21 protein-coding genes are annotated in these 25,205 nt (G+C 74.4%); 5 read left to right on the top strand and 16 right to left on the bottom strand.

Annotation, left to right across the window (positions count from 1 at the left end; genetic code table 11):
- Nucleotides 1-49: 49 nt before the first annotated feature.
- From ACLQ2X_RS09915 to ACLQ2X_RS09890, 6 genes are all read right to left on the bottom strand, one after another.
- A complete protein-coding gene (locus tag ACLQ2X_RS09915; protein WP_425680670.1) occupies nucleotides 50-1,312 on the bottom strand; it encodes a DEAD/DEAH box helicase in 1,263 nt (420 codons plus the stop codon).
- 179 nt (nucleotides 1,313-1,491) lie between these two features.
- Entirely contained in the window at nucleotides 1,492-1,695 is a 204-nt protein-coding gene (gene cspE / locus ACLQ2X_RS09910; RefSeq protein ID WP_425680669.1) for a transcription antiterminator/RNA stability regulator CspE, read from the bottom strand.
- 204 nt (nucleotides 1,696-1,899) lie between these two features.
- Nucleotides 1,900-5,397, bottom strand: coding sequence for an ATP-dependent helicase (locus ACLQ2X_RS09905; RefSeq protein WP_425680668.1), 3,498 nt, complete (start codon nucleotides 5,395-5,397; stop codon nucleotides 1,900-1,902).
- Nucleotides 5,398-5,512: 115 nt separating this feature from the next.
- Nucleotides 5,513-9,028 carry an ATP-dependent helicase gene (locus ACLQ2X_RS09900; RefSeq protein WP_425680750.1) on the bottom strand — a complete coding sequence of 1,172 codons (3,516 nt, stop codon included), beginning with the start codon at nucleotides 9,026-9,028 and terminating at the stop codon, nucleotides 5,513-5,515.
- Nucleotides 9,029-9,140: 112 nt separating this feature from the next.
- A complete protein-coding gene (locus tag ACLQ2X_RS09895; protein WP_425680667.1) occupies nucleotides 9,141-9,686 on the bottom strand; it encodes a TIGR00730 family Rossman fold protein in 546 nt (181 codons plus the stop codon).
- Nucleotides 9,687-9,688: 2 nt separating this feature from the next.
- A complete protein-coding gene (locus tag ACLQ2X_RS09890) occupies nucleotides 9,689-10,570 on the bottom strand; it encodes a TIGR00730 family Rossman fold protein (protein ID WP_425680666.1) in 882 nt (293 codons plus the stop codon).
- A gap of 155 nt (nucleotides 10,571-10,725) precedes the next feature.
- Between ACLQ2X_RS09890 and ACLQ2X_RS09885 the strand changes: the two genes are divergently transcribed.
- Complete coding sequence (locus ACLQ2X_RS09885; protein ID WP_425680665.1) at nucleotides 10,726-10,887, top strand: hypothetical protein; 162 nt, start codon at nucleotides 10,726-10,728, stop codon at nucleotides 10,885-10,887.
- 48 nt (nucleotides 10,888-10,935) lie between these two features.
- Here the strand turns inward: ACLQ2X_RS09885 and dapE are convergent, their stop codons facing one another.
- Nucleotides 10,936-12,009, bottom strand: a complete 1,074-nt coding sequence (gene dapE, locus ACLQ2X_RS09880; protein ID WP_425680664.1) for a succinyl-diaminopimelate desuccinylase — start codon at nucleotides 12,007-12,009, stop codon at nucleotides 10,936-10,938.
- 102 nt (nucleotides 12,010-12,111) lie between these two features.
- Between dapE and dapD the strand changes: the two genes are divergently transcribed.
- Nucleotides 12,112-13,071, top strand: coding sequence for a 2,3,4,5-tetrahydropyridine-2,6-dicarboxylate N-succinyltransferase (gene dapD / locus ACLQ2X_RS09875; protein WP_425680663.1), 960 nt, complete (start codon nucleotides 12,112-12,114; stop codon nucleotides 13,069-13,071).
- Nucleotides 13,072-13,605: 534 nt separating this feature from the next.
- Nucleotides 13,606-14,169 (top strand): sugar O-acetyltransferase, encoded by a 564-nt coding sequence (locus tag ACLQ2X_RS09870; RefSeq protein ID WP_425680662.1) that lies wholly within the window; start codon nucleotides 13,606-13,608, stop codon nucleotides 14,167-14,169.
- A 94-nt stretch (nucleotides 14,170-14,263) separates the two neighbouring features.
- On the opposite strand, the gene ACLQ2X_RS09865 is transcribed toward ACLQ2X_RS09870, so the two are convergent.
- Genes ACLQ2X_RS09865 through fdxA form a run of 5 tightly spaced genes read right to left on the bottom strand, consistent with a single transcriptional unit; the run spans nucleotide 14,264 to nucleotide 18,008 of the window.
- Nucleotides 14,264-14,908, bottom strand: a complete 645-nt coding sequence (locus tag ACLQ2X_RS09865; protein ID WP_425680661.1) for a nucleoside/nucleotide kinase family protein — start codon at nucleotides 14,906-14,908, stop codon at nucleotides 14,264-14,266.
- The gene (locus ACLQ2X_RS09860) at nucleotides 14,908-15,546 is read right to left on the bottom strand and encodes an SIMPL domain-containing protein (protein WP_425680660.1); all 639 of its coding nucleotides are present in this window, start codon (nucleotides 15,544-15,546) and stop codon (nucleotides 14,908-14,910) included. Before ACLQ2X_RS09860 ends, ACLQ2X_RS09865 begins: the two co-directional genes overlap by 1 nt.
- Nucleotides 15,547-15,551: 5 nt before the next feature.
- Nucleotides 15,552-16,574 carry a prephenate dehydrogenase gene (locus tag ACLQ2X_RS09855; protein WP_425680659.1) on the bottom strand — a complete coding sequence of 341 codons (1,023 nt, stop codon included), beginning with the start codon at nucleotides 16,572-16,574 and terminating at the stop codon, nucleotides 15,552-15,554.
- Nucleotide 16,575: 1 nt separating this feature from the next.
- On the bottom strand, nucleotides 16,576-17,685 hold the full coding sequence (gene dapC, locus ACLQ2X_RS09850; protein WP_425680749.1) for a succinyldiaminopimelate transaminase: 1,110 nt from the start codon (nucleotides 17,683-17,685) through the stop codon (nucleotides 16,576-16,578).
- Nucleotides 17,682-18,008, bottom strand: coding sequence for a ferredoxin (gene fdxA / locus ACLQ2X_RS09845; RefSeq protein WP_091422126.1), 327 nt, complete (start codon nucleotides 18,006-18,008; stop codon nucleotides 17,682-17,684). Before fdxA ends, dapC begins: the two co-directional genes overlap by 4 nt.
- 79 nt (nucleotides 18,009-18,087) lie before the next feature.
- On the opposite strand from fdxA, the gene ACLQ2X_RS09840 reads away from it, so the two are divergent.
- On the top strand, nucleotides 18,088-19,095 hold the full coding sequence (locus ACLQ2X_RS09840; protein ID WP_425680658.1) for a GNAT family N-acetyltransferase: 1,008 nt from the start codon (nucleotides 18,088-18,090) through the stop codon (nucleotides 19,093-19,095).
- A 3-nt stretch (nucleotides 19,096-19,098) separates the two neighbouring features.
- On the opposite strand, the gene ACLQ2X_RS09835 is transcribed toward ACLQ2X_RS09840, so the two are convergent.
- The 3 genes from ACLQ2X_RS09835 to mshB all read right to left on the bottom strand — a co-directional run bounded on the left by ACLQ2X_RS09835 (nucleotide 19,099) and on the right by mshB (nucleotide 21,059).
- Entirely contained in the window at nucleotides 19,099-19,563 is a 465-nt protein-coding gene (locus ACLQ2X_RS09835; RefSeq protein WP_425680657.1) for a hypothetical protein, read from the bottom strand.
- 84 nt (nucleotides 19,564-19,647) lie between these two features.
- The gene (locus ACLQ2X_RS09830; protein WP_425680656.1) at nucleotides 19,648-20,124 is read right to left on the bottom strand and encodes a hypothetical protein; all 477 of its coding nucleotides are present in this window, start codon (nucleotides 20,122-20,124) and stop codon (nucleotides 19,648-19,650) included.
- 17 nt (nucleotides 20,125-20,141) lie between these two features.
- On the bottom strand, nucleotides 20,142-21,059 hold the full coding sequence (gene mshB / locus ACLQ2X_RS09825) for an N-acetyl-1-D-myo-inositol-2-amino-2-deoxy-alpha-D-glucopyranoside deacetylase (protein WP_425680655.1): 918 nt from the start codon (nucleotides 21,057-21,059) through the stop codon (nucleotides 20,142-20,144).
- Between the two features lie 84 nt (nucleotides 21,060-21,143).
- Here mshB and ACLQ2X_RS09820 point away from each other — a divergent pair, with 84 nt between their 5' ends.
- A complete protein-coding gene (locus ACLQ2X_RS09820; RefSeq protein ID WP_425680654.1) occupies nucleotides 21,144-23,288 on the top strand; it encodes a prolyl oligopeptidase family serine peptidase in 2,145 nt (714 codons plus the stop codon).
- Nucleotides 23,289-23,379: 91 nt separating this feature from the next.
- Here ACLQ2X_RS09820 and ACLQ2X_RS09815 read toward each other — a convergent pair whose 3' ends face one another.
- Nucleotides 23,380-25,125 (bottom strand): ABC transporter substrate-binding protein, encoded by a 1,746-nt coding sequence (locus tag ACLQ2X_RS09815; RefSeq protein ID WP_425680653.1) that lies wholly within the window; start codon nucleotides 25,123-25,125, stop codon nucleotides 23,380-23,382.
- Between the last annotated feature and the right edge of the window lie 80 nt (nucleotides 25,126-25,205).

The following is a 25,205-nucleotide window of genomic DNA, read 5'->3' as shown; positions in this document are numbered from 1 at the left end:
CTCTACCGCGCACCGCGCTCCGCCACGGCTACGCGTGGTCGACGCGTGATCAGCGCCGACGCGGCCGCCTGCGGGACCGGGTCGCCGGGACCGGGCGGGCCGGGTGGGCCGCGGCGGGCGGGGTGATCGTCACCGGCACGCCGGACGGCTCACGCGCGCCGGTGAGCCGGCTCAGCTCGCTGTCACCGGGGCGTACCCGGGTGGTCTTCGGGTTGATGCCGGCGGTGGTCATCAGCCGGGCGACGTCCCGGCGCTGCTCCGGCAGGACCAGCGTGACCACCGTGCCGGACTCCCCGGCCCGCGCGGTCCGGCCACCCCGGTGCAGGTAGTCCTTGGCCTCGTTCGGCGGGTCGGCGTTGACCACCAGGTCCAGCCCGTCCACGTGGATCCCCCGCGCCGCCACGTCGGTGGCCACCAACGCGGTGACCTGACCGGTGCGGAACTGCTCCAGGATCCGGGTGCGCTGCGGCTGGGACTTGCCGCCGTGCAGCGCGGCGGCACGTACGCCCTTGGCGAGCAGTTGGCGCGCCACCCGGTCGGCGCGGTGCTTGGTGGCGATGAAGACGATGGTGCGACCCTCGCGGGCGGCGATGTGCGCCAGCGCGCCCTGCTTGTCGTCCGCATCCAGGTGCAGCACGTGGTGGGTCATCGCGGTGACCGTGGCGGTGCCCGGGTCGACGGAGTGCGTCACCGGGTCGGCCAGGAACCGGCGGACCAGCCGGTCCACGCCCCGGTCCAGGGTGGCCGAGAAGAGCATCCGCTGCCCGCCCGGCGCGACCTGCTCCAGCAGCTTCGTCACCTGCGGCAGGAAGCCCATGTCGGCCATCTGGTCCGCCTCGTCCAGCACGGTGATGGTCACCTGGTCCAGCCGCGCGTCCCCCCGGTCGATCAGGTCGTGCAGCCGGCCCGGCGTGGCCACCAGCACCTCGGCGCCTGCCCGCAGCTCCGCCGCCTGTCGGCTCAGGGACAGCCCGCCGACCACGGTGGCGCAGCGCAGCCCGAGCGCGGTCGCGTACGGGGTGAGCGCGGCCGTCACCTGCGCGGCCAACTCCCGGGTGGGGACCAGCACCAGCGCGAGCGGGCGGCCCGGGCGGGCCCGGCGACCGGCCGTGCGGTGCAGCAGCGGCAGGCCGAACGCGAGCGTCTTGCCGGAGCCGGTGCGCCCGCGACCGAGCACGTCCCGACCGGCAAGCGAGTCCGGCAGGGTGGCCGCCTGGATCGGGAACGGCGCGCCGATGCCCTGCGTGGCCAGTTCGGCGACGAGCGCCGGGGCCAGGCCGGTGGCGGCGAAAGTGGGCAGGGTCATGGTCATGCGGAAAGCCTTCCTCGACGCGGCACGTGTCGAGGAAGGGCGCCGGTAACCCGGCGCGTCACCGGCGTAACCGGTGGTCACAAGCACGAACCGAAAGGGTACGGGCCGGCCCGGCACGGCGGGCCGGCCCGTGCACCGCGCCCGACCGGGCGCGGTGGTGGTGCCGTTGATCCGGGGGATCAGATCGGGCGGATGTTCTCCGCCTGCGGGCCCTTCTGGCCCTGGGTTACCTCGAACTCGACCCGCTGGTTCTCGTCCAGGCTCCGGTAGCCGGAGGTCTGGATCGCCGAGAAGTGGGCGAAGACGTCGGCGCCGCCGTCGTCCGGGGTGATGAAGCCGAAGCCCTTGTCAGCGTTGAACCACTTGACGGTGCCAATTGCCATGTGTTTCGTCTCCTTGACGGAACGGTCGGCCCGCACGTGTTGCGGGCCGGAGAGGAGCACCCCGCGCACGGAATGCGCGACGTGCCTGTCGCTGCTGGTCGCCCCGCCCGGAGAACTCCGGACACAACAAAGAGCGCCTGGGGCCACAATCCGCCAGGCGCACACAGAGTCTCTGGAAACCAAAACTGCAACCCAGTTAAGGTATCACGGATTCGGCCGCAGGGGCAGATCCGCCCCAGAAATTTCCGGCACGGTCGCCCCGGGGAGCTCCGGCACGGCGGCCACCAGCGCGGCCAACCCCTCGGCGTCGAGCAGGTCGGCCGGGCGGACCGTCACCGCGTCGCGGACGTAGTGGAACGCGGCGCCCACCCGCTCCACCGGCACCCCGGCCAGCTCCGCCCAGGCCAGCCGGTAGACCGCGAGCTGCACCGCCGCCGCGTCGGCCTCCCGGCCGGTGGGCTGCCGCCCGGTCTTCCAGTCGATTACGTCGTAGCGCCCGCCGGGCCGGGTGAAGACCGCGTCCATCCGCCCCCGGACCACCACCCCGGCGATCACTGTGGCGAACGGCACCTCCACCTCGACAGGCACCCGGTCGGCCCACTCGCTGGCCAGGAACCGCTCCTGCAACGCGGTCAGCGCCTCGTCCGGGGCGGCGTCCTCGTCGGCCGCGCCGGGCAACTCGTCCACGTCGAGCAGACGGTCGGCGCCGAAGCGCTGCTCCAACCAGGTGTGGAAGGCGGTGCCCCGCCGGGCGTACGGGTTCGGCTCGGTGGGCATCGGACGGCGCAGCGTACGGGCCAACGCCTCCGGGTCGCGGCGCAACGCCACCAGCTGGGTCACCGAGAGCTGGGCCGGCAGGTCGACCTCGACCGCCTCGGCCCGGCGGGCCAGCTCCGCCCGCTCGGCGAGCAGGAGGTCGGCCTCCCGCCGCCACCGCAGCACCTCCGGGTCTTCGGCCGGCGCATCGGTCCCGCCCGCCGCCCCGCCCGGACCCGCCGCCCCGCCCGGACCCGCCGCCCCGCCCGGACCCGCGGCGGCGAGCAGGGCCGTTTCGCGGCGGGCCGCCTCCGGATCGGCGAGGTGCCGGCGGACCAGCGCCGCCGCCTCGGTCAACGCCGGTCGCCGGGCGCCGAGCGGGTCGGCCGGCCACTCGGCGCGCAACACCGTCTCGGTGGTCGGATTCACCGCGTCCCCGGCCGGCTCGGGTGTCCACGCGTCGACCACGTGCCCGTCCGCACCGGCCAGGCAGGCGTCGTGCACCTCGCGCAGGAACACCGACGGCCCGCGGAAGCGCTTCGTCCCCTCGCCCCACCAGTAGCCCGAGCAGAGCAGCAGCCGGCGCGGCCGGGTCACCGCCACGTACGTCAGCCGCCGCTCCTCCCGCTCGTCGTGCGCCCGCCAGGCGTCGGTGAACTCGCCCAGCGCCCGGGCCACCCCACGCTGGTCCTCGGCCTCCGGCAGGGCCAGCTCCGGCAGCCCGTCCGCGTCGCCGCGCAACGGGAACGGCAGCACACCGAGCCCGCCCAGCCAGTGGTCGGAGTTGCGCACCGGCCCTGGCCAGACACCCCGGGTCAGCCCGGCCACCGCCACCACGTCCCACTCCAGGCCCTTCGCGGCGTGCGCGGTGAGCACCTGCACCGCACCGGCCGTCACCTCCACCTCGCCAGGTGCCAGCCCGCGCTCCTCGTCCTCGGCGGCGGCCAGGTAGGCGAGGAAACCGGCGAGCGTCGCACCCGGCGTCTCACCGCTGAACCGGGCCGCCACGTCGCCGAGCGCGTCCAGGTGGGCGCGGGCCAACCCGGCGTCCCCGGCCCCGTCCCGCCCCGCCCGGACCGCCACCTCCACGTCCAGCCCGATGGTCCGCTCGATGTCCGCGATCAGCTCCGGCAGCGACTGGTCCAGCCGGTAGCGCAGCAGGGCCAGCTCCATCCCGTACGAGCGCAGCCGCGAGTATCCCTCGGCCGAGTACGCCTGCGCCGGCCCCAGGTCGGCCAGCGCCTCGACGAGCGTCGCCTCGTCCAGCACGTCCACGGTGATCTCCGGCCCGTCGTCGCCGGTCAGCTCCCGACGGCCACGGGCGATGGCCCGGGCGCGCCGGTGCAGGGCGACCAGGTCACGCGGGCCGATCCGCCACCGCGCGCCGGTCAGCAGCCGCAGCAGCGCCGCACCGTCGGTCGGGTCGGCGAGCACCCGCAGCGTGCACACCACGTCCCGCACCTCCGGGGTGTCCAACAGGCCGCCGAGCCCGACCACGTCGACCGGCAGCCCTCGGGCGCGCAACGCCGCCTCGATCGCCGGGATCTGGCTGCGCAGCCGCACCAGCACCGCGGTGGTCGGCCGGCGGTCGGCCGCGATGTGCTCCGGCAGCGCGCCCGGCGTCCCGGCCGCGCCCCGCCACGCCGCCAGCACGCTGTCCGCGATCCAGTCGGCCTCCTCGGCGTACGTCCCCAGCAGCGCGCAGTGCACGGTGCCGCCGCCCTGCCCGCCCGGCGTGCGGTGCGGGATCGGCTCGCGGACGCTCAGGGCGGCGTGCAGCTGCGGCACCCGGGCGCCGGCCGCCCGCAGCGGCACCGACAGCGTGTTCGCGACCCCGAGGATCTCCGGGCGGTTGCGCCAGCTCGTGGTCAGGCCGAGCACGTCGGCGGGGGTGCCGTCGCGGCGCGCGAACTCGCCGGGGAACCGGTCCAGGGTGCCGGCGCTGGCCCCGCGCCAGCCGTAGATGGACTGGCAGGGGTCACCGACCGCGGTGACCGGGTGACCGCCGCCGAACAACGCGTTGAGCAACACCACCTGGGCGTGGCTGGTGTCCTGGTACTCGTCCAGCAGCACCACCCGGAACCGGTCCCGCTCGATCACCCCGACGGCCGGGTGGTCCCGGGCCACCCGGGCCGCCCGGGCGAGCTGGTCGGCGAAGTCCATCGCCTCGAAGTCGTCCTTGCGGCGGGCGTACGCGCGGACCAGCGGCAGCAGCTTCAACCGGGTGCGTTGGAGCTGGAGCGCCTTGCGGACGTCGGCGTACACCCGGCCCGGCCGGGACTGCACCTCGGCGAAGAACCGGCCGGTCCAGGCGGCCAGCTCGTCCGGGCCGACCAGGTGCTCGTCCAGTTCACCGGCCAGCGCGAGCACCGCGTCGGTGATCGTGGACGGCATCCGGTCCACCTCGGACATGTCACCGTCGTAGTTGCGCACCAGCAGGTCGACCAACTGCCAGCGGGACGCCTCGGTGAGCAGCCGGGTGGTCGGCTCGTACCCGGCGCGCAGCCCGTGCTCGGTGACGATCCGGCCGGCGTACGAGTGGTAGGTGGACACGGTCGGCTCGCCCGCCAGCGGGTCGTCGTGCGGGTCGCGCCCCTGCCGGCCCAGCCGGCGGATGAGCTGGTCCAGCCGGGTGCGTACCCGGTGCGCCAGCTCGCCGGCCGCCTTGCGGGTGAAGGTGAGCCCGAGGATGTGCTCGGGGCGTACGTAGGAGTTGGCGACCAGCCAGACCACCCGCGCGGCCATCGTCTCGGTCTTGCCCGAGCCGGCGCCCGCGACCACCAGCAGCGGCTCCACCGGCGCCGCGATGATCGCGGCCTGTTCCCTCGTGGGCGCGGGCAGCCGCAGCAGCCGGGCCAGCTCGACGGGCGTGTAGCGGGGGCCCGCGTCGGCGGCCCGCGGCGTGGGGGTGGCGGTGGCGCCGAACAGCGCCGGCTGGACCGTCATGGTCCGCTCCTTGTTCGCGACTGCGGGGCTCGCAGAACCGGCTCACTCCTCGCGCTCACGGTTTGCGCCCTTGTTCGCGACTGCGGGGCTCGCAGAACCGGCTCACTCCTCGCGCTCACGGCTGACTCTCCGGCGGGGGTTCGACCACCTGGCGACCCTGGCCGGAGACCGGGCAGCTGGTGCGCACCGGGCAGACCCGGCACTTGGAGTTGGCCACGGCGGCGAACGTCGAGGCGGCCATCGTGTCGGCGGTGCGGCGGACCAACGCGGTGGCCCAGCCGGCTTCCGGGCCCTCCCCGGCCGCGGCCTGGGTCTGCTCCTTGGCGTCCCGCGCCCCGGTGCCGAGCTGCACCAGCGCGGCACCGCCGGGTTCCTCGCCGAACTCGGCGAAGCCGCCCGCCTCCACCGCCGCCTGGTACGCGCCGAGCTGCGGATGCTCGGCCACCTCCCGCTCGGTGACCGCGGTGGACTTGCCGGTCTTCAGGTCGATCACCACGAGCCGGCCATCGGCGTCGACCTCCAGCCGGTCCACCCGGCCGGTCAGCTCGACCGGCCGGGACGGGTCGTCGAGGCGGACCGCGAACTCGTGCTCGATCGCGAGCAGCCGACGCGGGTTGCCGGCCAGCCAGCGCAGCAACTTGTCCACCATCGCCTCGGCACGTTCCCGCTCCGGGCCGGCCATCCAGCGGGCGGCCAGCTCGATCGCGTCGAAGCGGGCGGCCACGTACTCCAGCAACGCCTCCCGGTCGACGCTGGCGTCCTCGGCCAGCATCGCGGCGGCGTGCACGAGGTTGCCCACGCCCTGGGCGGAGCTGGCCGGGCCGCTGCCGCCGTGCCGCTCCAGCAGCCAGCGCAGGCTGCACCGCATGGCGCTCTCCATCGCCGACGGGGTGACCCGTACCGGTTGGCCCTCGTCCACCAGCGGCCGGTCGTCGGAGAGGCCACGCAGCCCCCACCAGTCGTCCGGGTGCGCGCCGGGCACCCCGGCGGCGGCCAGCCGGGCCAGCTCACCGGCCGCCGCGCGCCGCCGGGTGATCGGCGCGGCCGGGTCGATGACCGCGGTACGCAGCTCCGCCACCAGCGCGGACAGGGTGAGTCCACGGGGCGGCAGGGTGACCGGGAGCGCGCCGGGCGGGGCGTCCTGCGGATGCTCGTCGCGGCCGTCCGGGTCCGGGCCGGTCGACGGCGGGCCGTCCGGGTCCGGGCCGCGCCCGGTGGCACCGGTGGCGGGCGGGTCACCGGCCGCCAGCTCGTGCAGGAAGCGGCTCGGCTGCTCCTCGTGGTCGTCCCCGCCGACCGCCGCGGAGGCGACCGCGGTGACCAGCAGCCGGTGCCGGGCGCGGCTGATCGCCACGTGGAACAGCCGCCGTTCCTCGTCCAGCAACGCGGACGTCTGCCCGACCAGGCTGGCCCGCACCCCGGCCCCGTCGGCGCGGCCGGCGAGCACGTCGACCAGCCGTTCCGAACCGAGCAGGCTGCCCCGCAGGCGCAGGTCCGGCCAGACGCCCTCCTGTACGCCGGCCACGGCCACCAGGTCCCACTCCAGGCCCTTGGCGGCGTGTGCGGTGAGCAGGCGCACCGCCTCACCACGGTCGGCGGCGGCGGCGAGCGTGTCGGCGGGCAGCTCCTGGCCGAGCACGTGGTCGAGGAACACCTCGGTACGCGCGCCGGGCAGCCGGTCGGTGAACCGGGCGGCCGCGTCGAACAGCACCAGCACCGCGTCCAGGTCGCGGTCGGCGGCCTCGGCCCGCCACCGCTGGGCGGTCTCGTGCTCACCGGTCGCGTCCCGGCCCCGGGTGATCACCCCGGCCCAGCGTTCGGCCAGCCCGCTGTCCCGCCACACCGCCCAGAGCACGTCCTCGGCGGTCGCGCCGGGCCGGCCGGCCGTCTCCCGGGCGGTCGCCAGCAGGCCCGCCACGGTCTGCGCCGGCACCGCCCAGCGGCGGTCGATCGTGGCCAACCCGGCCGGGTCGCGCAACGCCTCGACCAGCAGCTCGCCGGAGGGGCGGCGGTCGCCGCCGGCCAGGGCCAGCGCCCGCAGCCCTTGACGCAGCCGACGCTCGGCCAGCGGGTCGGCGCCGCCCAGCGGCGAGTGCAGCAACGCGACCGCCGCCTCCTCGTCCAGCCGGTCCGGTTCGAGCGCGCAGCGCAGCAGGAGCAGCAGCGGGGCGACCGCCGGCTGGAGGTGCAGCGGGAGGTCCTCGCCGTGTACGACCGTGGGCACCCCGGCGGTGTGCAGGGCCCGGCGCAGCGACGGCAGTTGCCGCCCGGTGGAGCGGACCAGCACCGCCATCCGGGACCAGGGCACGCCGTCGAGCAGGTGCGCCTCCCGCAGCGCGTGGGCCAGCCAGGCCGACTCGCTGGTGGCGGAGCGGAACGTGCGGACCTCCACCGCCCCGGCCGGCGCGTCGGGCAGTGGGCCCAGCCGCCGGTGCGCCGCCGGACCGCGCAGCCGGCGGGCCAGCCGGGCGGTGGCGGCCAGCAGCACCGGCCCGGCCCGGTGCGAGGTGGTCAGCGTGACCTGGGCGGACGGCGCCCCGGAGGCGGTCCGGAAGCGGTGCGGGAACGCGGTGACGGCGGCCGGGTCGGCACCGCGGAACGCGTACGTGGACGAATCCGGGTCGGCGAAGGCGACCAAGGGCTTGCCGCCGCCGGCCACCACGGCGAGCAGGTCGACCTGCGCCGGGTCGGTGTCGGCCAGTTCGTCGACGTACACGTGGATCAGGCGACGGCGCTCGGCGGCGAGCAGGTCGGGGTCGTCGAGCAGCATGCCGGTGGCGGCCCGCACCAGCTCCGCCGGGTCGTACGCGACCGAGCCGCGGTTGCTCACGTCGCGCAGCGCCAGCACCGCGACGTACTCCCGGAGGAAACGGGCGGCGGCAGGCCAGTCCGCGCGGCCCAGCCGCTCGCCCAGCCGGGCCAGCTCGACCGGCCCGACGCCCCGCTCGGCGGCCCGCATCATCAGGTCGCGCAGTTGCTGGGCGAACGCCCGGGTACGCAGCGCGGGCCGCATGTCCTCCGGCCAGCCGACCGGGTCGTCGTCGGCCTCCTCGCCCACAACGTCCAGCAGCTCCCGGATGATCAGATCCTGCTCCGGGCCGGTGAGCAGCCGCGGCGACGGCTCGCCGCGTTCGGCGGCGGCGCGGCGCAGCAGCCCGAACGCGTACGCGGGAAAGGTACGGACCAACGGCTCCCGCACCACCCGGTGCCCGTCCCCGGCGATCCGCGCCTCGATCCGGCGCCGCAGGTCGGTGGCGCCCCGCCGACCGAAGGTGAGCACCAGGATGCGCTCCGGGTCCACGCCCTCGGAGACCCGGGCGGCGACCGCCTCGACCAGGGTGGTGGTCTTCCCGGTGCCAGGGCCGCCCACGACCAGCATCGGGCCGTCGGTGTGGGCGATCACCTCTGCCTGGAGCGGATCGGTGGCGTGGAGCGGATCGGTGCGCCGCCGCTGCGCGGTCGGGTGCGCCGGGGGCGCTGCCACGCGCGCGGCATCGCCCGTCGACCCCCCGGATCGCGGTTGCGCCATGGCCGGCCCGTCGGGCCCGCCCACCCCCTGCCCCGCCCCGGCGTCGTGGGTGACCCCCGCCCCCACACCGCCGGGCCGGCGCACCAGCCGGTACGCCTGCATCACGGACATCCCACCACGCCGGTACGACACCCGGCGCACCGACCACGTCGCGCGCCGCCAGGTCGACCGGCCCCGCCGAGCGGATGCCGGTCAGGTGGTCGCGTGCGGGCCCTCAGGTGAGGCGGGCGTCCAGGAGGTCGAGCGCGGCGGGCACGCTGTCGGCGACCATCAGCAGATCCAGCGCGGCCGGCTTGAGGAAGCGGCGCTCTCCCAGCAGGGCGAGCCAGTCGAGCAGGGGGCGGTAGAACCCGTCCGCGTCGACGAGCACCATCGGTTTGGCGTGCAGGGCGAGGGTGGCGGTGGTCCAGACCTCGAACAGCTCGTCGAGCGTGCCGAGGCCACCGGGCAACGTGACGAAGGCGTCGGACCTGTCGACCATCACCGTCTTGCGGCTGGCCAGCCCGTCGGTGACCAGCAGCTCGTCGGAGGCCAGGTCGGCGACCTCCAGGTCGACCAGGGACTGCGGGATGACGCCCACCGTGCGGCCACCGGCCGCCCGCGCGCCGTCCACGACCGCGCCCATCATCCCGACGCAGCCGCCACCGCTGACAAGGGTGTGTCCACGCCTGGCCACCTCCGCGCCGGTCTCGGTGGCCAACGCGAGCCAGCGGTCGTCCAGGGTGCGCGAGGACGCGCAGAAGACACAGATGGCAGCCACGGTCAGCGCTGCCCCGCCGGTCCCTCGGGGGCGGCCTGGGCGGCGGCGTGCTGGTCGGTGGCGGCTCGGGCCACCGCTTCCGCGCGGACCGCCTCCTGTTCGGCGGACAGCACCGCCTCGGCCTCCACGATGTGCCGTACCGCCTCGTTGACGTCGTCGGTGAGCCGGATCAGGTCCAGGTCGACCGGCCCGATCTTGCCCTCGGCGGCCATGGTGCCGCGCAGCCAGTCGAGCAGCCCGCGCCAGTACTCGGCGCCCATGAGCACCACCGGGAACCGGGTCACCTTTCCGGTCTGCACCAGGGTCAGCGCCTCGAACAGCTCGTCGAGCGTGCCGAAACCGCCGGGCAGCACCACGAACGCCTGGGCGTACTTGACGAACATGGTCTTGCGGGCGAAGAAGTAGCGGAAGTCGATGGCCAGGTCGACCCAGTCGTTGAGGCCCTGCTCGAACGGCAGCTCGATGCCGAGGCCGACGGAGAGCCCGCCGGCCTCGCCGGCGCCCCGGTTGGCGGCCTCCATGACGCCTGGCCCACCGCCGGTGATCACCGCGTAGCCGGCGCGGGCCAGGGCGCCGCCGAGTTCCTCGGCCAGCCGGCATTCCGGGCTGTCCGGCTTGCTGCGCGCCGAGCCGAAGACGCTCACCGCGGGCGGCAGGTCGGCCAGGGTGTCGAAGCCCTCGACGAACTCGGACAGGATCCGCAGCGCCCGCCAGGCGTCCTTGGTCTTCCAGTCGCCGCGGCCCTGGGAGTCGAGCAGCCGCTGGTCGGCGGTACTCGTCGGAATCGCCTGGTTGCGCAGCGTCACCGCCCCCCGGTGCCGCTCCTCCCGGTGACGGTCCCCGCGCTGCCCGGCCCCGGCCGGCATCCCGCTGCTCTCGCCCATGTGGTCACCGTAGTGGGAGCACACCCGGGTGGGCGCGCGGGTCGGCGAGCCGGAAAAAGTTCGCGATCAAGGGCAACTAAATCGCTCGCGCGAACGTCTTACTATTCACATACCCGGTATGCCTCGGGCGACGGGCCCTCGGGGGAGGAGACACGTTGATCAGTAACACCGAGATGATCCGGATCCGCCGGCAGATGCAGCGGCGGATCCGCGACGTGGTGGCCGAGCGCCGCCGCGCCCGGATGACGGACAGCCACCGCTCCGACGTGACCGGTGAGCCCGGCGAGGCGGACGCGCCGCTGAGCACCGGCGTCTGACCGCTCCCCGGGGCCCGCGCGTCGGGCCGGGCCCCGGGATCGCGTACGTCAGGCCGGGGCGAGCCAGCGGTGCAGGGTGGCCGCGCCGTCCCGGATCTTGGTCAGCTCCACGTGCTCGTCCTTGTGGTGCGCCAGGTTCGGGTCACCCGGCCCGAAGTTCAGCGCCGGGATGCCCATGGCCGCGAACCGGGCCACGTCCGTCCAGCCGAGCTTGCCGATGGGCGCGGCGCCGACCGCCGTCAGGAACTCCTGCGCCGCCGCACTGTCCAGGCCGGGGGGCGCACCGGCCGCCGCGTCGGTGACCCTCAGGTCGAAGCCGTGGAAGACCTCGCGCAGGTGCGCCTCGGCGCCGGCCGGGTCACGGTCCGGCGCGTACCGGTAGTTGATCTCGATCTCGCAGAGGTCCGGGATGACGTTGCCGGCCACCCCGCCGGTGATCCGCACCGCGTTGAGGCCCTCCCGGTAGTCACAGCCCTCGATGGTCACCCGGCGCCCCTCGTACGCGGTCAACCGGCGCAGCACCTCGCTCGCCCCGTGGATGGCGTTCACCCCGTGCCAGGACCGTGCCGCGTGTGCCCGCTCCCCGTGCGTGGTGAGCACCGCCCGCATGGTGCCCTGGCAGCCCGCCTCGACGATCCCGTACGTCGGCTCCAGCAACACCGCGAAGTCGGCCTCCAGCCACTCGGGGTGGCTCTGCGCGACCAGGGTGAGGCCGTTGTACCTCGACTCGATCTCCTCGGCCTCGTAGAAGAAGTAGGTGACGTCGTAGCGCGGGTCGGGCAGCGTCACCGCCAGGTGCAGCGCGAAGGCCACCCCGGACTTCATGTCCGACGTGCCGCAGCCGTACATCAGGTCGCCGCGCATGCTGGCCGGGAAGTTGTCGTTGAGCGGCACGGTGTCCAGGTGCCCGGCGAGCACCACACGCTGCGCCCGGCCCAGGTCGGTACGGGCCATGACGGTGTTCGAGTGCCGGAAGGTGCTCAGGTGCGGTACGCGCCGCAGCACCTCCTCGACGCAGTCGGCGATCGCCTTCTCGTTGAGGGAGACCGACTCGATGTCGACCAGGGCGCGGGTCAGCGCCACCGGATCGGCCAGGACCTCGGGGGTCAACGGGTTCTGCATGTCTCGCACGGTACCGTCAACCTGGGCGGGCGGAAGGGACACGTTCCGCGCCCGCGGCCGCGAGCAGCGGCGGACGCCGCCGCCGGAACGAGAGGTGACACCGTGACGTCCGCACCATCCGCCTGGGGCATCGGCCTGGCCACCGTCACCGCCGACGACCAGGTGCTCGACACCTGGTACCCGACCGGCAAGCTGGGCCTGGGTGACCTGCCGCTGGTGCCCGGTGAGGACCAGGCCGACGTGCTCGACCTGCCGCCGGGCGCGATCGGCGAGCGGGCGCTGCCCGGCCTGCGTACGGTCGAGGTGACCGTGGTGATCGGCTCGCTGGACGACCCGATCAAGGACGCGTCCGACGCGTACCTGCGGTTGCACCTGCTCTCCCACCGCCTGGTGCGGCCCAACGAGCTGAACCTCGACGGCATCTTCGGCAAGCTGGCGAACGTGGCCTGGACCTCGGCCGGGCCGTGCCCGCCGGAGCGGGTCGACGAGTTGCGGGTGATCGAGCGGGCCGCGGGCCGCCACCTGGCCGTCTACGGGGTGGACAAGTTCCCCCGGATGACCGACTACGTGGTGCCCTCCGGGGTCCGCATCGCCGACGCGGACCGGGTCCGGCTCGGCGCGCACCTGGCCGCCGGCACCACCGTGATGCACGAGGGTTTCTGCAACTTCAACGCCGGCACGCTCGGCTCCTCGATGGTCGAGGGACGCATCGTGCAGGGCGTGGTGGTCGGAGACGGCTCCGACGTCGGCGCGGGCGCCTCGATCATGGGGACGCTCTCCGGCGGGGGCACGGACAAGGTGCGCATCGGTGAGCGCAGCCTGGTCGGCGCGAACGCCGGCATCGGCATCTCGCTGGGCGACGACTGCGTGGTCGAGGCGGGCTGCTACGTCACCGCCGGCTCCAAGATCACCCTGCCGGACGGGCGGGTGGTCAAGGCCCGCGAGCTGTCCGGCGTCAACGGGCTGCTGTTCTGGCGCAACTCGGTGACCGGGGCGCTGGAGGCGAAGCCGCGCACCGGCCGGGGCATCGAGCTGAACGCCGCGCTGCACGCCAACGACTGAGCCGACCCCCGTCCGGGTCCGCCCGGACTCCAGCACGGCCTGCGTCCGCAACCACCCGTCCGCGTCCTGCTCGCCGAAGGCCACCTCGCTGTTCCAGCGGGTACGGCTGGTGCTGAGATGCTCGACCCGTAGGCCGGGCACCTGGACCGGCAGCACGGCCGAGCCGCCCATGCCGTAGTCGGGCTGCGGGTACACGACCCGCTCGTTGCCCATCCCGGCGTAGCGGGCGAGCGAGCCGACGAGCAGGGTGACGGTCGAGCGCCCGACTGCCGGCGGCGCGGCGGACGGGCCGGTGGGTGCCGCCGCGGCGGTGGCGTGCGCGGGTACGGGCAGGCCGAGCGCCAATCCCAGGGCGAGGCCGAGCGCGGCCGGTTTTCTGCGGCTTCGGGACTACCTTCCTCCTTCGCCGGGCGTTCGATAGACGAGGAGCACATCGATCCGGGTTATCAAAATTGCATACCGGGTATGCGATTGACAGCCGCCTCCCCGACCGAATCGCCACCGCGCCCCCGCACCGGCCGCCAGGATCGACCGATGACCACCATGAAGGACCGGATGCTGGCCGGCGAGCCCTACCTCGCCGAGGACCCCGCGATCATCGCCGACCTGGTACGCGCCGCCCGCCTCACCGAACGCTTCAACCTCAGCCCGGCCGGCGACCCCGCCGGCCGCGCCATCCTGCGCGAGCTACTCGGCTCACTCGGCGCGGACACCATGATCCGGCCCCCGTTCCACTGCGATCACGGCTACCAGACCCACATCGGGCCGCGCGGCTTCGTCAACGTCCACGCCGTGTTCCTAGACGTCGCCCGGATCACCATCGGCGCGGACGCCCAACTCGGGCCGAACGTGCAACTGCTCACCGCCACCCACCCGGTCGAGCCGGACGCGCGCCGCGCCAAGTGGGAGTCCGCACAACCGATCACCATCGGCGACAACGTGTGGCTCGGCGGTGGGGTGATCGTCCTCGGCGGCGTGACCATCGGCGACGACACGGTGGTGGGCGCGGGCGCGGTGGTGACCCGCGACCTGCCGCCCGGCGTGGTGGCCGTGGGCAACCCGGCCCGCCCGATCAGGAGCGTGACCGCACCGTCCTGACCGGCCGGCACCGTCGTGATCGGCCGGCACCGTCCTGAGCGACCGGCACCGTCGTGAGCGACCGGCACCGTCCTGAGCGACCGGCCGGCCGGCGCTACGGCAGCCGGTCGGCCAGCCGCACCACCAGGTCGGCGTGCCCGGCCGTCCCGGCGACCAGCCGGGCGTTCTCCTCGTCGCTGCCGAGCGCCCACGCCCGGGCCTGCTCCGGCGACTTCCCGTACGCCTCGTGCCGCGCGGTGAGCCGGCGCAGCCGCTCGTCAGCGTCCAGGTCGAGGAACCACGCCTGGTGCACCAGGGACCGCACCTCCTCCCACGGGTCCGCACGCAGCAGCAGGTAGTTGCCCTCGGTGACCACCAGGCGCACCTCGGGCGGAACCTCGATCGCCCCGGCCACCGGCTCCTCCAGGTCCCGGCGGAACTCCGGCAGCCACACCGACGTGGACTCCCGCAGCCGCAACCGGCGCAGGGCGCTGACGTAACCGTTGACGTCGAACGTGTCCGGCGCGCCCTTGCGGGCCGCCCGGCCCAACCGCGTCAGCGCCGAACCGGCCAGGTGGAAGCCGTCCATCGGGACCAGGCGGGCGACCGGGCCGACCTCGGCCACGATCCGCCGCGCCAGCGTCGACTTGCCCGCCCCCGGCGCCCCGGCGATGCCGAGCAACTGCCGCGGGCCGTCCCCGGCCAGCGCCCGGGCGCGGACGACCAGGTCGTCGAGCGGAAGCGACCGCGCCGCCGGCATCAGCCCAGCACCGGCTCACTGATGGTGAACCGCGCCTCGACGGCCGCGTGCACCGGCTGCGGCACCGGATCCAGCTCCAGTTCCGGCGCCGGCTCGCCGGAGCGCCCGTACGCCGCCCTGGCCAGCATCGGCGGGGCGGCGGTCAACCCGGTGTCGGACAGCTCCCGCAGCGCGACGACCCGGGCTCCCAGCGCCTCGGCGTACTCCCGGGCGCGGACCAGCGCGTCGGCGATCGCCGCCTGCCGCGCCTCGCGGTGGACCGGGCTGTCCGGCCGCAGTGCCCACACCGGCCCGGCCACCTCGACCTGCTCCTGGTCGGCCAGGCGGAGCATCAACTCACCGAGCGCGGTGAAGTCGGTGACCGTGACCGTGGTGCTGACGCTGCCCTGGTAGGCCACCACCCGATCGCCGGAGCGTTTCGTCACCGGCCACACGTGGACCTGGCCGGTCTCCCGCCCGACGGCGGGCTCGGTGGCGTCCAGCAACGCCCGCACCGCGGCGGCGCGCTCGGCCAGCCGGGTCAGCGTGGTCTCCCGGCCCCGGTCGCGGGCCACCGCGGTCACCGTGAACCGGGCCAGCTCCGGAGCCACCTCCCGGTACGCCTCGCCGCGTACCGCCACGACCGGTGCGTCCGCCATGCCGCTCAGCCTAACGGCGTGGTGGCCGGCAGGTGCCCGGTGTACGTCACCGCGCCGCCCGACTCCCGGACCGCACTCAGGTGCCCGCCCGCCGCGCCCAACTCCCGCAGGTACGCCAGCTCGCCGGCATGCTCGGCGGCCGGGAACTCCCGCCGGTGGGCGGTGAACACGCGATCACGCAGGGCGGAACGGGTCGCCCGTCCCTGCGCGAACCGTTCGGTCAGCGCGCCCGCGTCACCGGCGCGCAACGCCTCGGTCAGCTCGTCCAGGAACGCGCCGACCGCGGCCAGTTCGGCAAGCACCCGGTCCCGGTTGCCGAGCAGCATGTTCGCGGTCCGCTCCGGCGGCCCACCGGCGACCCGGGTGCCGTCGGCGAAGCTGCCGGCGGCCAACGTCAGCACCGCGTCCCGCAGCGTCGAGCGTCCCACCGTGCCGGCCAGCGAAGCGGCCAGCACGTGCGGCACGTGCGAGGCGAGCGCGGCGGCGCCGTCGTGCTCCGGGGCGGACATCGGCACCACCCGGGCGTGGAAGACTCCGACGAGCAGCGCGGCGAGCCGGCGGAACGCACCCGTCCCGGCCGGCCCCGGACACAGCACCCACGCGGCGCCGTCGAGCAGGGCCGGGTCGGCCGCGTCGAGTCCGGCCCGGTCGGCCCCGGCCATCGGATGACCGGGTACGAACCGGTGCCCGAGCCCCTGGCCGGTGGCGGCGGTGGCCACCTCGGCCTTGACGCTGCCCACATCGGTCAGCACGCACCTGTCGTCGGTCGCGGCAGCCACCCGGGCCAACGTGGTCGGCAGCGTGGGCAGCGGCCCGCAGAGGAACACCACGTCCCGGCCGGCGACCGTCTCCTCGACCGCGTCGGGCGCCGGGACACCCCGGTCCCGCAGCCGCCGCCGGACCTCCGGGTCCGGGTCCCAGCCAGCGACGTCCAGCCCGGCGTCGCGCAGCCGGAGCAGCACCGAACCGCCGATCAGCCCGGCGCCGACCACCGCGGCACGGGCCAGCCCGCCAGCCTTCCCCGCCATGTCAGGCGGCGGCGAGCCGGTCGGCCACCGCGTCCACGCGTTCGTCGGACTCGGTGAGCGCCACCCGCACGTGCCGGGCACCGGCCGGACCGTAGAACACGCCCGCCGCGACCAGGATGCCCCGACGGGCCAGCCAGTCGACCGTGTCCCAACAGTCCTCGCCCCGGGTCAGCCAGAGATAGAGCCCGGCTTCGGAGTGCTCGACGGTGAAGCCGGCGGCGGTGAACGCGGCCCGCAGCTTCTCCCGCCGGACGCGGTAACGCTCCCGCTGCGCGTCGGCGTGCTCCTGGTCGCCGAGCGCGGCCACCATGGCGGCCTGCACCGGAGCGGGCACGATCATGCCGGCATGCTTACGGATCTTGAGCAGCTCGGCCACCAGCGCCGGGTCGCCCGCCACGAACCCGGCCCGATAGCCGGCCAGGTTGGAACGCTTCGACAGCGAGTGCACCGCCAGCACACCCGCGTACGACCCGCCGCAGACCTCCGGGGCGAGGACCGAGACGGGCTCGGCGTCCCAGCCCAACGGCAGGTAGCACTCGTCGCTGGCGACCACCGCGCCGCGTTGCCGCGCCCACTCGACCACCTTGCGCAGGTGGGCGGCGGGCAGCACCCGCCCGGTCGGGTTGCCCGGCGAGTTGACCCAGACCAGGCGGACCCGGGGATCGGGCCCGAGCGCGGTCAGCGAGTCGGTGCGTACCGTGGTCGCGCCGGCCAGCCGGGCGCCGTCCTCGTACGTCGGGTAGGCCACCGACGGCACCACCACCACGTCACCCGGGCCCAGCCCGAGCAGGGTGGGCAGCCAGGCCACCAGCTCCTTCGAGCCGATCGTGGGCAGCACACCGAGCCCGTCGACGCCCGCGCCGCAGGCCCGTGCCACCCAGGCCGCGATCGCGTCCCGCAGCGCGGGAGTGCCCGCGGTCAGCGGATAGCCGGGCGCGTTCGACGCGTCGGCCAGCGCCTGCCGGATCAGCGGCGGCACCGGGTCGACCGGCGTGCCCATCGACAGGTTGACGAGACCGCCCGGGTGCGCCGCGGCCGTGGCGGCCGCGGCGTCCAGGGTGTCCCAGGTGAAGTCGGGCAGCCGCGCCGAGACCGGTGCGCGCCGGTTCAGTGGCCCTCGCCGCGCGGCGGCTGCGCGGCGACGAAGGTGGCGTCCTTCTCCACCTTGCCGATCTTCGAGGCGCCCCCGGGCGAGCCCAGCTCCTCGAAGAACTCGTAGTTGGCCCCGGTGTAGTCCTTCCACTGCTCCGGGACGTCGTCCTCGTAGAAGATCGCTTCTACCGGGCAGACCGGTTCACAGGCACCACAGTCGACGCACTCGTCAGGGTGGATGTAGAGCATCCGGTTGCCCTCGTAGATGCAGTCGACCGGGCACTCCTCGATGCATGCCTTGTCGAGCACATCCACGCACGGCTCGGCGATGATGTAGGTCACCGGTCTTCTCCTCCGCAAGACTCGTCGCGATCAACCGCAACGGTAAGAGCCTAGTATCTCGCCGGGGAGGGGGTCGATCGTGCTCCGACAGCAAGACGTGGGACACCGGATCGTGGTCCGCCGGATTGTGGGGATTCGCGAGGGCCGGACGCTGTTCTCCGACGCGCTCGGCGAACTTGTGGAACTGGGCGAGACCCACATCACTCTCGCCACCGACGCCGGGCCGCTGCGCGTCCCGGTCGCCGAGGTGCACCGGGCCAGACGGGTGCCGCCGGCCCGCCGGCCCACCGCCGCCGCCGTGATCGCGCTGGAACTGGCCGCCGACGAGGCATGGCCCGCCCCGGTACGCGACCGGCTCGGCGACTGGCGCCTGCGCTGGGCCGACGGCTGGACCGGCCGGGCAAACAGCGCGCTACCGGTCGGCGACCCGGACCGGCCGCTGCCCGCCGCGCTGGATGCGGTGCAGCGCTGGTACGCCGACCGGGGCGCGCCCGCGCTCGTCAACACGCCCCTGCCGCTGGCCGCCCCGGTCGGCGCGGAACTGGACGCGCGCGGCTGGACGACCCGCCCGCCGGTGCTGGTGCAGACCGTCCCGCTGCCCACCCTGACCGCGCCGCCGCCCGCCCCCACGGACCCGCCGCCCGCCCTCACGGGCCTGCCGCCGTCCGCCCCCACGGACCCGCCGCCGGTGACGCTGGCCGAGGCGCCCGCCGAGGACTGGCTGGCGGTCGCCGCCGGCCGCAAGGGCGGGCTGCCGGGCGCGGCGCGGCACGTGCTCACCGCCGTGGACCGGGTCCGCTTCGCCGAACTGCGGCTCGACGGTCACCTGCTCGCCGTCGGCCGGGGCACGGTGACCGGCGACGGCCGCTGGCTGGGCATCTGCCTGCTCGAAGTGCTGCCGCCGGCGCGCCGGCGCGGGTTCGCCATAGCGGTCGTCCGCGCCCTGGCCGGCTGGGCCGCGGCCGAGGGGGCCACCCACGCGTTCCTCCAGGTGGAACAGGGCAACACCGGCGCGGTCGCGCTCTATCGGCGGCTCGGCTTCACCACCCACCACACCTACCTGACCCGGGTGGCCCCGGCGGGCTGACGGTCAGCGGCGGACGATCCTGCGCGGCCGGGAGCGCTTCAGCTCCGCGTACCGCTTGAGCTGGCGAGACCGGTAGTCCCGGCCGAGCGCGGTGAGCGTCAGGTAGCCGACCAGCACGCCGGCCGCGGCGGCCGTGAGGTAAAGCCCGATCTGGGCGAAGAAAACCGCCCCGTCCCCGCCGAACGGGTTCTCCCCCACCAGGAGCGGACCGACGAGCACGGTCAGCGCCAGCGCCGCCCCCACCGCGGCGGCCAGGTCGCCGGACCAGCGCGCGACCGGCTGGGCGGCCCCCCACCGAAACGCGGTGCCGGCCAGGATCAGCCCGATCACCAGGAACATCCCCAGCGAGACCCGGTCCGAGGCGGCGGCGTCGTCCGGGAAGGCGAACCTGATGACCAGCCGGGCCACCACGTTCACCGCGAACAACGCGGCCGCCAGCACCACGACCGCACGCCACCGCTGACCCATCGCACGCCTCCCGCCGTACCGCCCGCTCCGTCGGCGGGCCCTGGCAGGACTTTCTACCACCGTCGGCGGTGCGGCGTCAGCACCTCACCGGGCGGCGGTCGGCGGCGCGAGCAGGTGCCGGAAACCCTGCACCGCGAACGTGACCGCACCGCTGACGATCAACGCGAGGCCGAGCACGTTGTCCCCGATGAGCGCCAGGTCGCCCTCGGCGGTGCGGAACCCGCCCGCCAGGATCACCAGGAACCACGGCAGCGCGGCCAGCGCCACCGCCCAACGGGAGCCCGTCGACCGGTGCGCGAACCAACCCAGCAGCACCGTCGTGGCCACCACCGCGGTGACCCCGACGACCACCACGCCCACCCCCACCAGCGCCTGCGCCGCGCCGGAGCGGCCCTGCACCGCCCCCCAGGCCCAGGTCGCGAAGATCAGGTCGAGGAGGGCGAGCAGCACGGCGGCCCACACCGTCACCACACCGCCGGCCGCCCGCAGCGCGCGGTCCAGGACCCGCTCCGCCTGGCTCGGCGGCGCGGCCTGCGGCGGCGGCTCGGGAACTGTCGACACGGGTACGGCCGGCAGCGTCACCGGAGACCGGCCGCCGCGACCGGGGACCGGTCCGCCCCGGCCAGCCCGGCGAACAGGTCGTCCTCCCAGCCGTACCGGCCGGTGCCCGGCCCCTTCCCGCCGACCGCGAGCGTGAAGTACTCCACGCCCATGAACTCGGCGCCGAAGTTGCCGGCGATCGCGTAGAGCCACGAGTTGGCCGGGATCTGGGTGGCGTGGGCGCGCATCGCCGCCTCCTTGGCGGCGTGCTGGTCGGTGGCGTCGATCCGTGCGGCGATCTCCGCGTCCGGCGTGCCGAACGGCAGCTCGTCGACGTCGTCGATGCCGGCGAACGGATTGTCCGCCGACCCGGTGAACGCCTCCAGACCGGCGTCGAGCACGCTACGCGGCATGGCCGTCCAGTAGACCTTCGCCGGCGCGACACCCTCGACGGTCGCCAACTCCACCGCGCGCATGGCCACCCGGTGCGCCTGGATGTGGTCCGGGTGTCCGTAGAAGCCGTTCGGGTCGTACGTGATCAGGACCTGCGGGCGGACCTCGCGGATGACCTCCAGCAGATGCCCGGCGGCGGAGTCGAGGTCGGCACGCCAGAACGCCCGCGGGTGCTCGTTTGTGGCCAGCCCCATCATGCCGGAGTCGCGGTAGCGGCCCGCCCCGCCGAGGAACCGGTGGTCGGTGACGCCGAGCGCCGCGCAGGCGGCGGAGAGTTCGGTGATCCGATAGCCGCCGAGCTGGTCGGCCTCGGCCGCGCACAGCTGCGCCAGGGCCGGCACGTGGATCTCGCCCTCCTCGCCCAGCGTGCAGGTCACCAACGTGACGTGGGCGCCGGTCGCGGCGTAGTGCGCCATCGTCGCGCCGGTGCCGATCGACTCGTCGTCGGGATGTGCGTGGACCAGCAGCAGGCGGCGGTCGGGCAGCGTCGTCACGCCCGTCACTCTAACCGGCGGTCCTGCCCGCCCGAGGTGATGCGTCCGCCCAGGTCGGCCACATCACGCCCGGTGCCCGCCTACGATCCAGGCGTGGACTTTCCCGAGCTGGCCGCCCGTACCCGTCGGTTCAGCCACGGGGCGCCGCGCGCCGTCACCGTCGCGGGCGACGGCTCGCGGGTGATCTTCCTGCGGTCCGCGGGACCGGAGGACCCGGCCGACGCGCTCTGGCTGCTCGACGTGGAAGGCGGCGAGGAACGCCTGATCGCCGACCCGGCGGTGCTGCTCGGCGGCGACGCCGAGCCGGCCCACCTCGCACCAGGTGAACGGGCGCTGCGCGAACGGCTGCGGCTCAGCTCCGGCGGCATCGGTTCGTACGCCCTGGACGCCGCCGGCCGGGTCGCCGTGTTCGCGCTTGCCGGACGGCTGTTCCGGGCCGACCTGGTGCACGGCGACGTGGTCGAGGTGACCACCGTCGGGCCGGTCATCGACCCCCGACCCGACCCGACCGGCGCGCGGTTGGCCTACGTCACCGACACCGCCGAGGGCGTCCGCCGGGGCCAGCTGCGGGTGGTCGACCCCGACGGCACGGACAACCTGCTCGCCGGTGAGGACAGCGGCGTGACCTGGGGGCTGGCCGAGCACATCGCGGCCGAGGAGTTCCACCGCTACCGGGGCTACTGGTGGTCGCCGGACGGGCGTGGCGTGCTGGCCGCCCGGGTCGACGAGTCCCGCCTGGACCGCTGGTACCTGCACGACCCGGCCGACCCGGCGAGCCCGCCGACGTCGCTGGCGTACCCGGTGGCCGGTGGCCCGAACGCGGAGGTCAGCCTGCACCTGCTCGACCTCGACGACGGCTGGGTCGACGTGCACTGGGACCGGGAGACCTACCCCTACCTCAGTTCGGTGGAGTGGGCCGAGGGCGGGCCGCTGATCACGGTGCTGCGCCGCTCGCAGCAGCACGGCCTGGTGCTGGCGGTCGACCCGCGCACCGGGGAGACGCAGGTGCACGCGGAACTGGCCGACCCGCGCTGGGTGGAGCCGATCCCGGGCACCCCGGCGCACCTGCCCGACGGGCGGGTGCTGGTCGGCGGGGAACTGGCCCACGACGGCTACGACGCCCGCTGCCTGTTCGCCGACGGCACACTGCTCACCCCGCCCTCGCTGTACGTGCGGCGGGTCGTCGGGCGGCTGCCGGCCGGCCCGAACACGGCCGCCGACCTGCTGGTGGAGGCCAGCGAGGGCGAGCCGAGCCAGCAGCACCTCTACCGGGTGCGGACCACCATCGGCGGCGGCATGGACGCCCGACGGATGGGCAGCGACCCCGGATGGCACACCGCCGCGCTCGGCGGGTCCACGCTCGCGGTGGGCGTCGCCTCGCTCGAGCACGCCGGGGTCCGCTGGCGGGTGTGGCACGCCGACCGGGAGGTGGGCGAGCTGCGCTCGTTCGCCGCCACCTGCTCGTACGCGCCGCGGCCGACCCTGGTCCGGGTGACCGACAGGCGGCTGCCCAGTGCGGTGCTCTACCCGAGCGAGCACGTCAAGGGCACCCGGCTGCCGGTGCTGTTGGACATCTACGGCGGCCCCGGCCACCAGGAGGTCGTGGCGGCCCGCAGCGCCTGGCTGGAACGGCAGTGGTGGGCCGACCAGGGCTTCGCGGTGGTCACCATCGACAACCGGGGCACCCCGGGCATCGCGCCGTCGTTCGAGAAGGCGATCCACCGCCGGGTCGCCGACGTCATCCTCACCGACCAGGTGGACGCGCTGACGGCGCTCGCCGGCAAGCACCCCGACCTGGATCTGGAGCGGGTGGCGGTGCGCGGCTGGTCGTTCGGCGGCTGGCTGGCCGGGCTGGCCGCGTTGCGCCACCCGGAGCTGTTCAAGTGCGCGATCGTCGGCGCGCCGGTCACCGACTGGGCGTTGTACGACACCGCCTACAGCGAGCGCTACCTGGGGATGCCGGAGGACAGCAGCGACATCTACGCCCACCACTCGCTCGTCGAGCTGGCCGCCGAGCCGGTGAGCGACCCGGGGCAGGCCCGGCACATGCTGCTGGTGCACGGCCTGGTCGACGACAACGTGCTGGCCGCGCACACGTTGCGACTGTCGGCCGCGTTGCTGTCCACCGGCCGCCCGCACGCGGTGCTGCCGTTGACCGGCGCGAGCCACCTGGCCGCCGGTGGGGTCTCCGAGCGCCTGCTCCGCCTGGAGCTCGACTTCCTCCGCCACCACCTGTAAGGAAGGGCCCCCTGTTAACGCCTGCGGTAGAGGAAGGGCCCCTTGTTAACGACGCGCGTTAACAAGGGGCCCTTCCTTACAGCGGCTGCGGCTACTGCTTGACGTACGCGTTGACGAAGCTGGGCCAGCCGAAGATGCTGCCGACGAAGAGGCCGCCGGCCTTCTCACCGTGGGCCACGGAGACCACCTCGTTGTAGAGCGGCACCGCCGGCGCCGACTCCTTCATCAGCTTCTCGTCCAGCTTGCTCCACTCGTCGGCCTGCTTGGCCGGGTCGAGGGCGAGCACCCGGTCGAACTCGGCGTTGAGCGCCTCGTTGTTGATCTGGGAGGTGTTGCTGTTGCCCTCGGCCTTGAGGCTGCGACCGTCGAAGAGCACCGGCAGGATCGAGGCGCCGCTGGGCCAGTCGGCGGCCCAGGAGTCGATCCAGATGTCCCACGGGTTGGTCTTCTTCTTCACGAAGTCGAGGTAGCCGTCCTCGGGGATCGGCTTGATGGTGACCGTGAAGCCGGCCTTCTCCAGCGCGTTCTTGACCTGGGTGGCGCTCTCCTGCGACGGGGTGTCGTCCGAGGTGCCGAGCACCAGGTTCACCGGCTTGCCGCCCAGCGTCTCCTTCGCCTTCGCCGCATCGCCGCTCTCCCCGGCCGGGTACGCGTCGAACTTCTTGTAGCCGAGCGTGGTCGGGGGCAGCAGCGTGGTCAGCGGCACCGCGCCGTACGGGCCGCCGAGGTTCTTGGTGATGCTGCTGCGGTCGATCGCGTAGTTGATCGCCTGCCGCACGGACAGGTCGGTGACCCGGGTGGTGTTGATGCTCAGCCGGTACGCGTTGGGCGTGGCCGCGACGATCATCCGCGCCTTGAGCGCCGGGTCGCCGGTGATCTTCGCGATCAGCTCGGGCGGCACGCCGCCGGTGGCCACCGCCGCCGCGTCGTTGCCGGTGCCGGCGAGGACCCGGTTGGTCTGGGTGGTGTTGTCCGGGCCGAGCGACCAGATGAACTTGTCCGGGTACGCGTGCCGCACCGGGTCGGTGGCCGCATCCCAGTTCGGGTTGCGCTCCAGCACCATCTCCACACCGGACTGGATCTTGGTGAACCGGTAGGGGCCGGACGAGAACGGCTGGTTGTCCAGGTTGACGCCGGTGTCCTTGTCCGGCGGCAGCGGCGCGGTGGCCGGCAGGGACGCCGCGAACGGCAGGTCGCAGCGGGGCTTGCTGAACTCGAAGCGCAGCGTCTGCGGGTCCGGCGTGGTCAGGCCGGGCGGCAGCGAGGTCTTGTTCTTCTTGAAGTCCCACTTGGTGTCGTACTGCGGGGTGTCGGCCAGCCACTCCTGGATGTAGGTGGGGCCGCCGGTGAGGTCCGGGTCGAACGAGCGGGCGATGCCGTACGCGATCTCCTTGGAGGTGATCGGGCGGCCGTCCTCGAACTTGACGCCCTGCTTGATCTTGAATTCCCAGACCTTGCAGTCGTTGTTGACGTTCGTGCCGGGCGTCTCGGCCAGGTCGCCGACCAGGGTGACGTTGCCCTTGCCGTCGTCCTTGAACGTGGTCAGGAAGCGGGCGTAGAGCTGGCTGCCCATCAGGCCGGCGAACGAGTAGACCCGCTGCGGGTCCAGGTGGGAGATCTTGTTCTCCCGCAGGATGTAGAAGGTGCCACCCTTGGTCGCGCCGGGCACCTCGGCCGCCGGGCCGAGCGAGTCCTTCGGGTCGGTCGCGATGGCGCCGGTGCGGGGCTTGTTCGTGTCCCCGGTGTCGCCGTTGTCGCCGGTGTTCTCGCTGCACGCACTGAGGGCGACCACCAGTGCCATCGCACCGCCGATGGCGGTGGCGAGTCTTGCTCGCATACTTACTCCTCCGGGTCTGATGAAGAAAAGCTTCGCCTAGCTTTCGCCTGCGGTAAATTTCGGGCAGATAACGGGGCCGC

The sequence above is a fragment of the Micromonospora sp. DT31 genome (genome assembly GCF_049841795.1).
Taxonomy (GTDB): domain Bacteria; phylum Actinomycetota; class Actinomycetes; order Mycobacteriales; family Micromonosporaceae; genus Micromonospora.
This window is presented reverse-complemented; position numbering and strand designations above follow the sequence as displayed.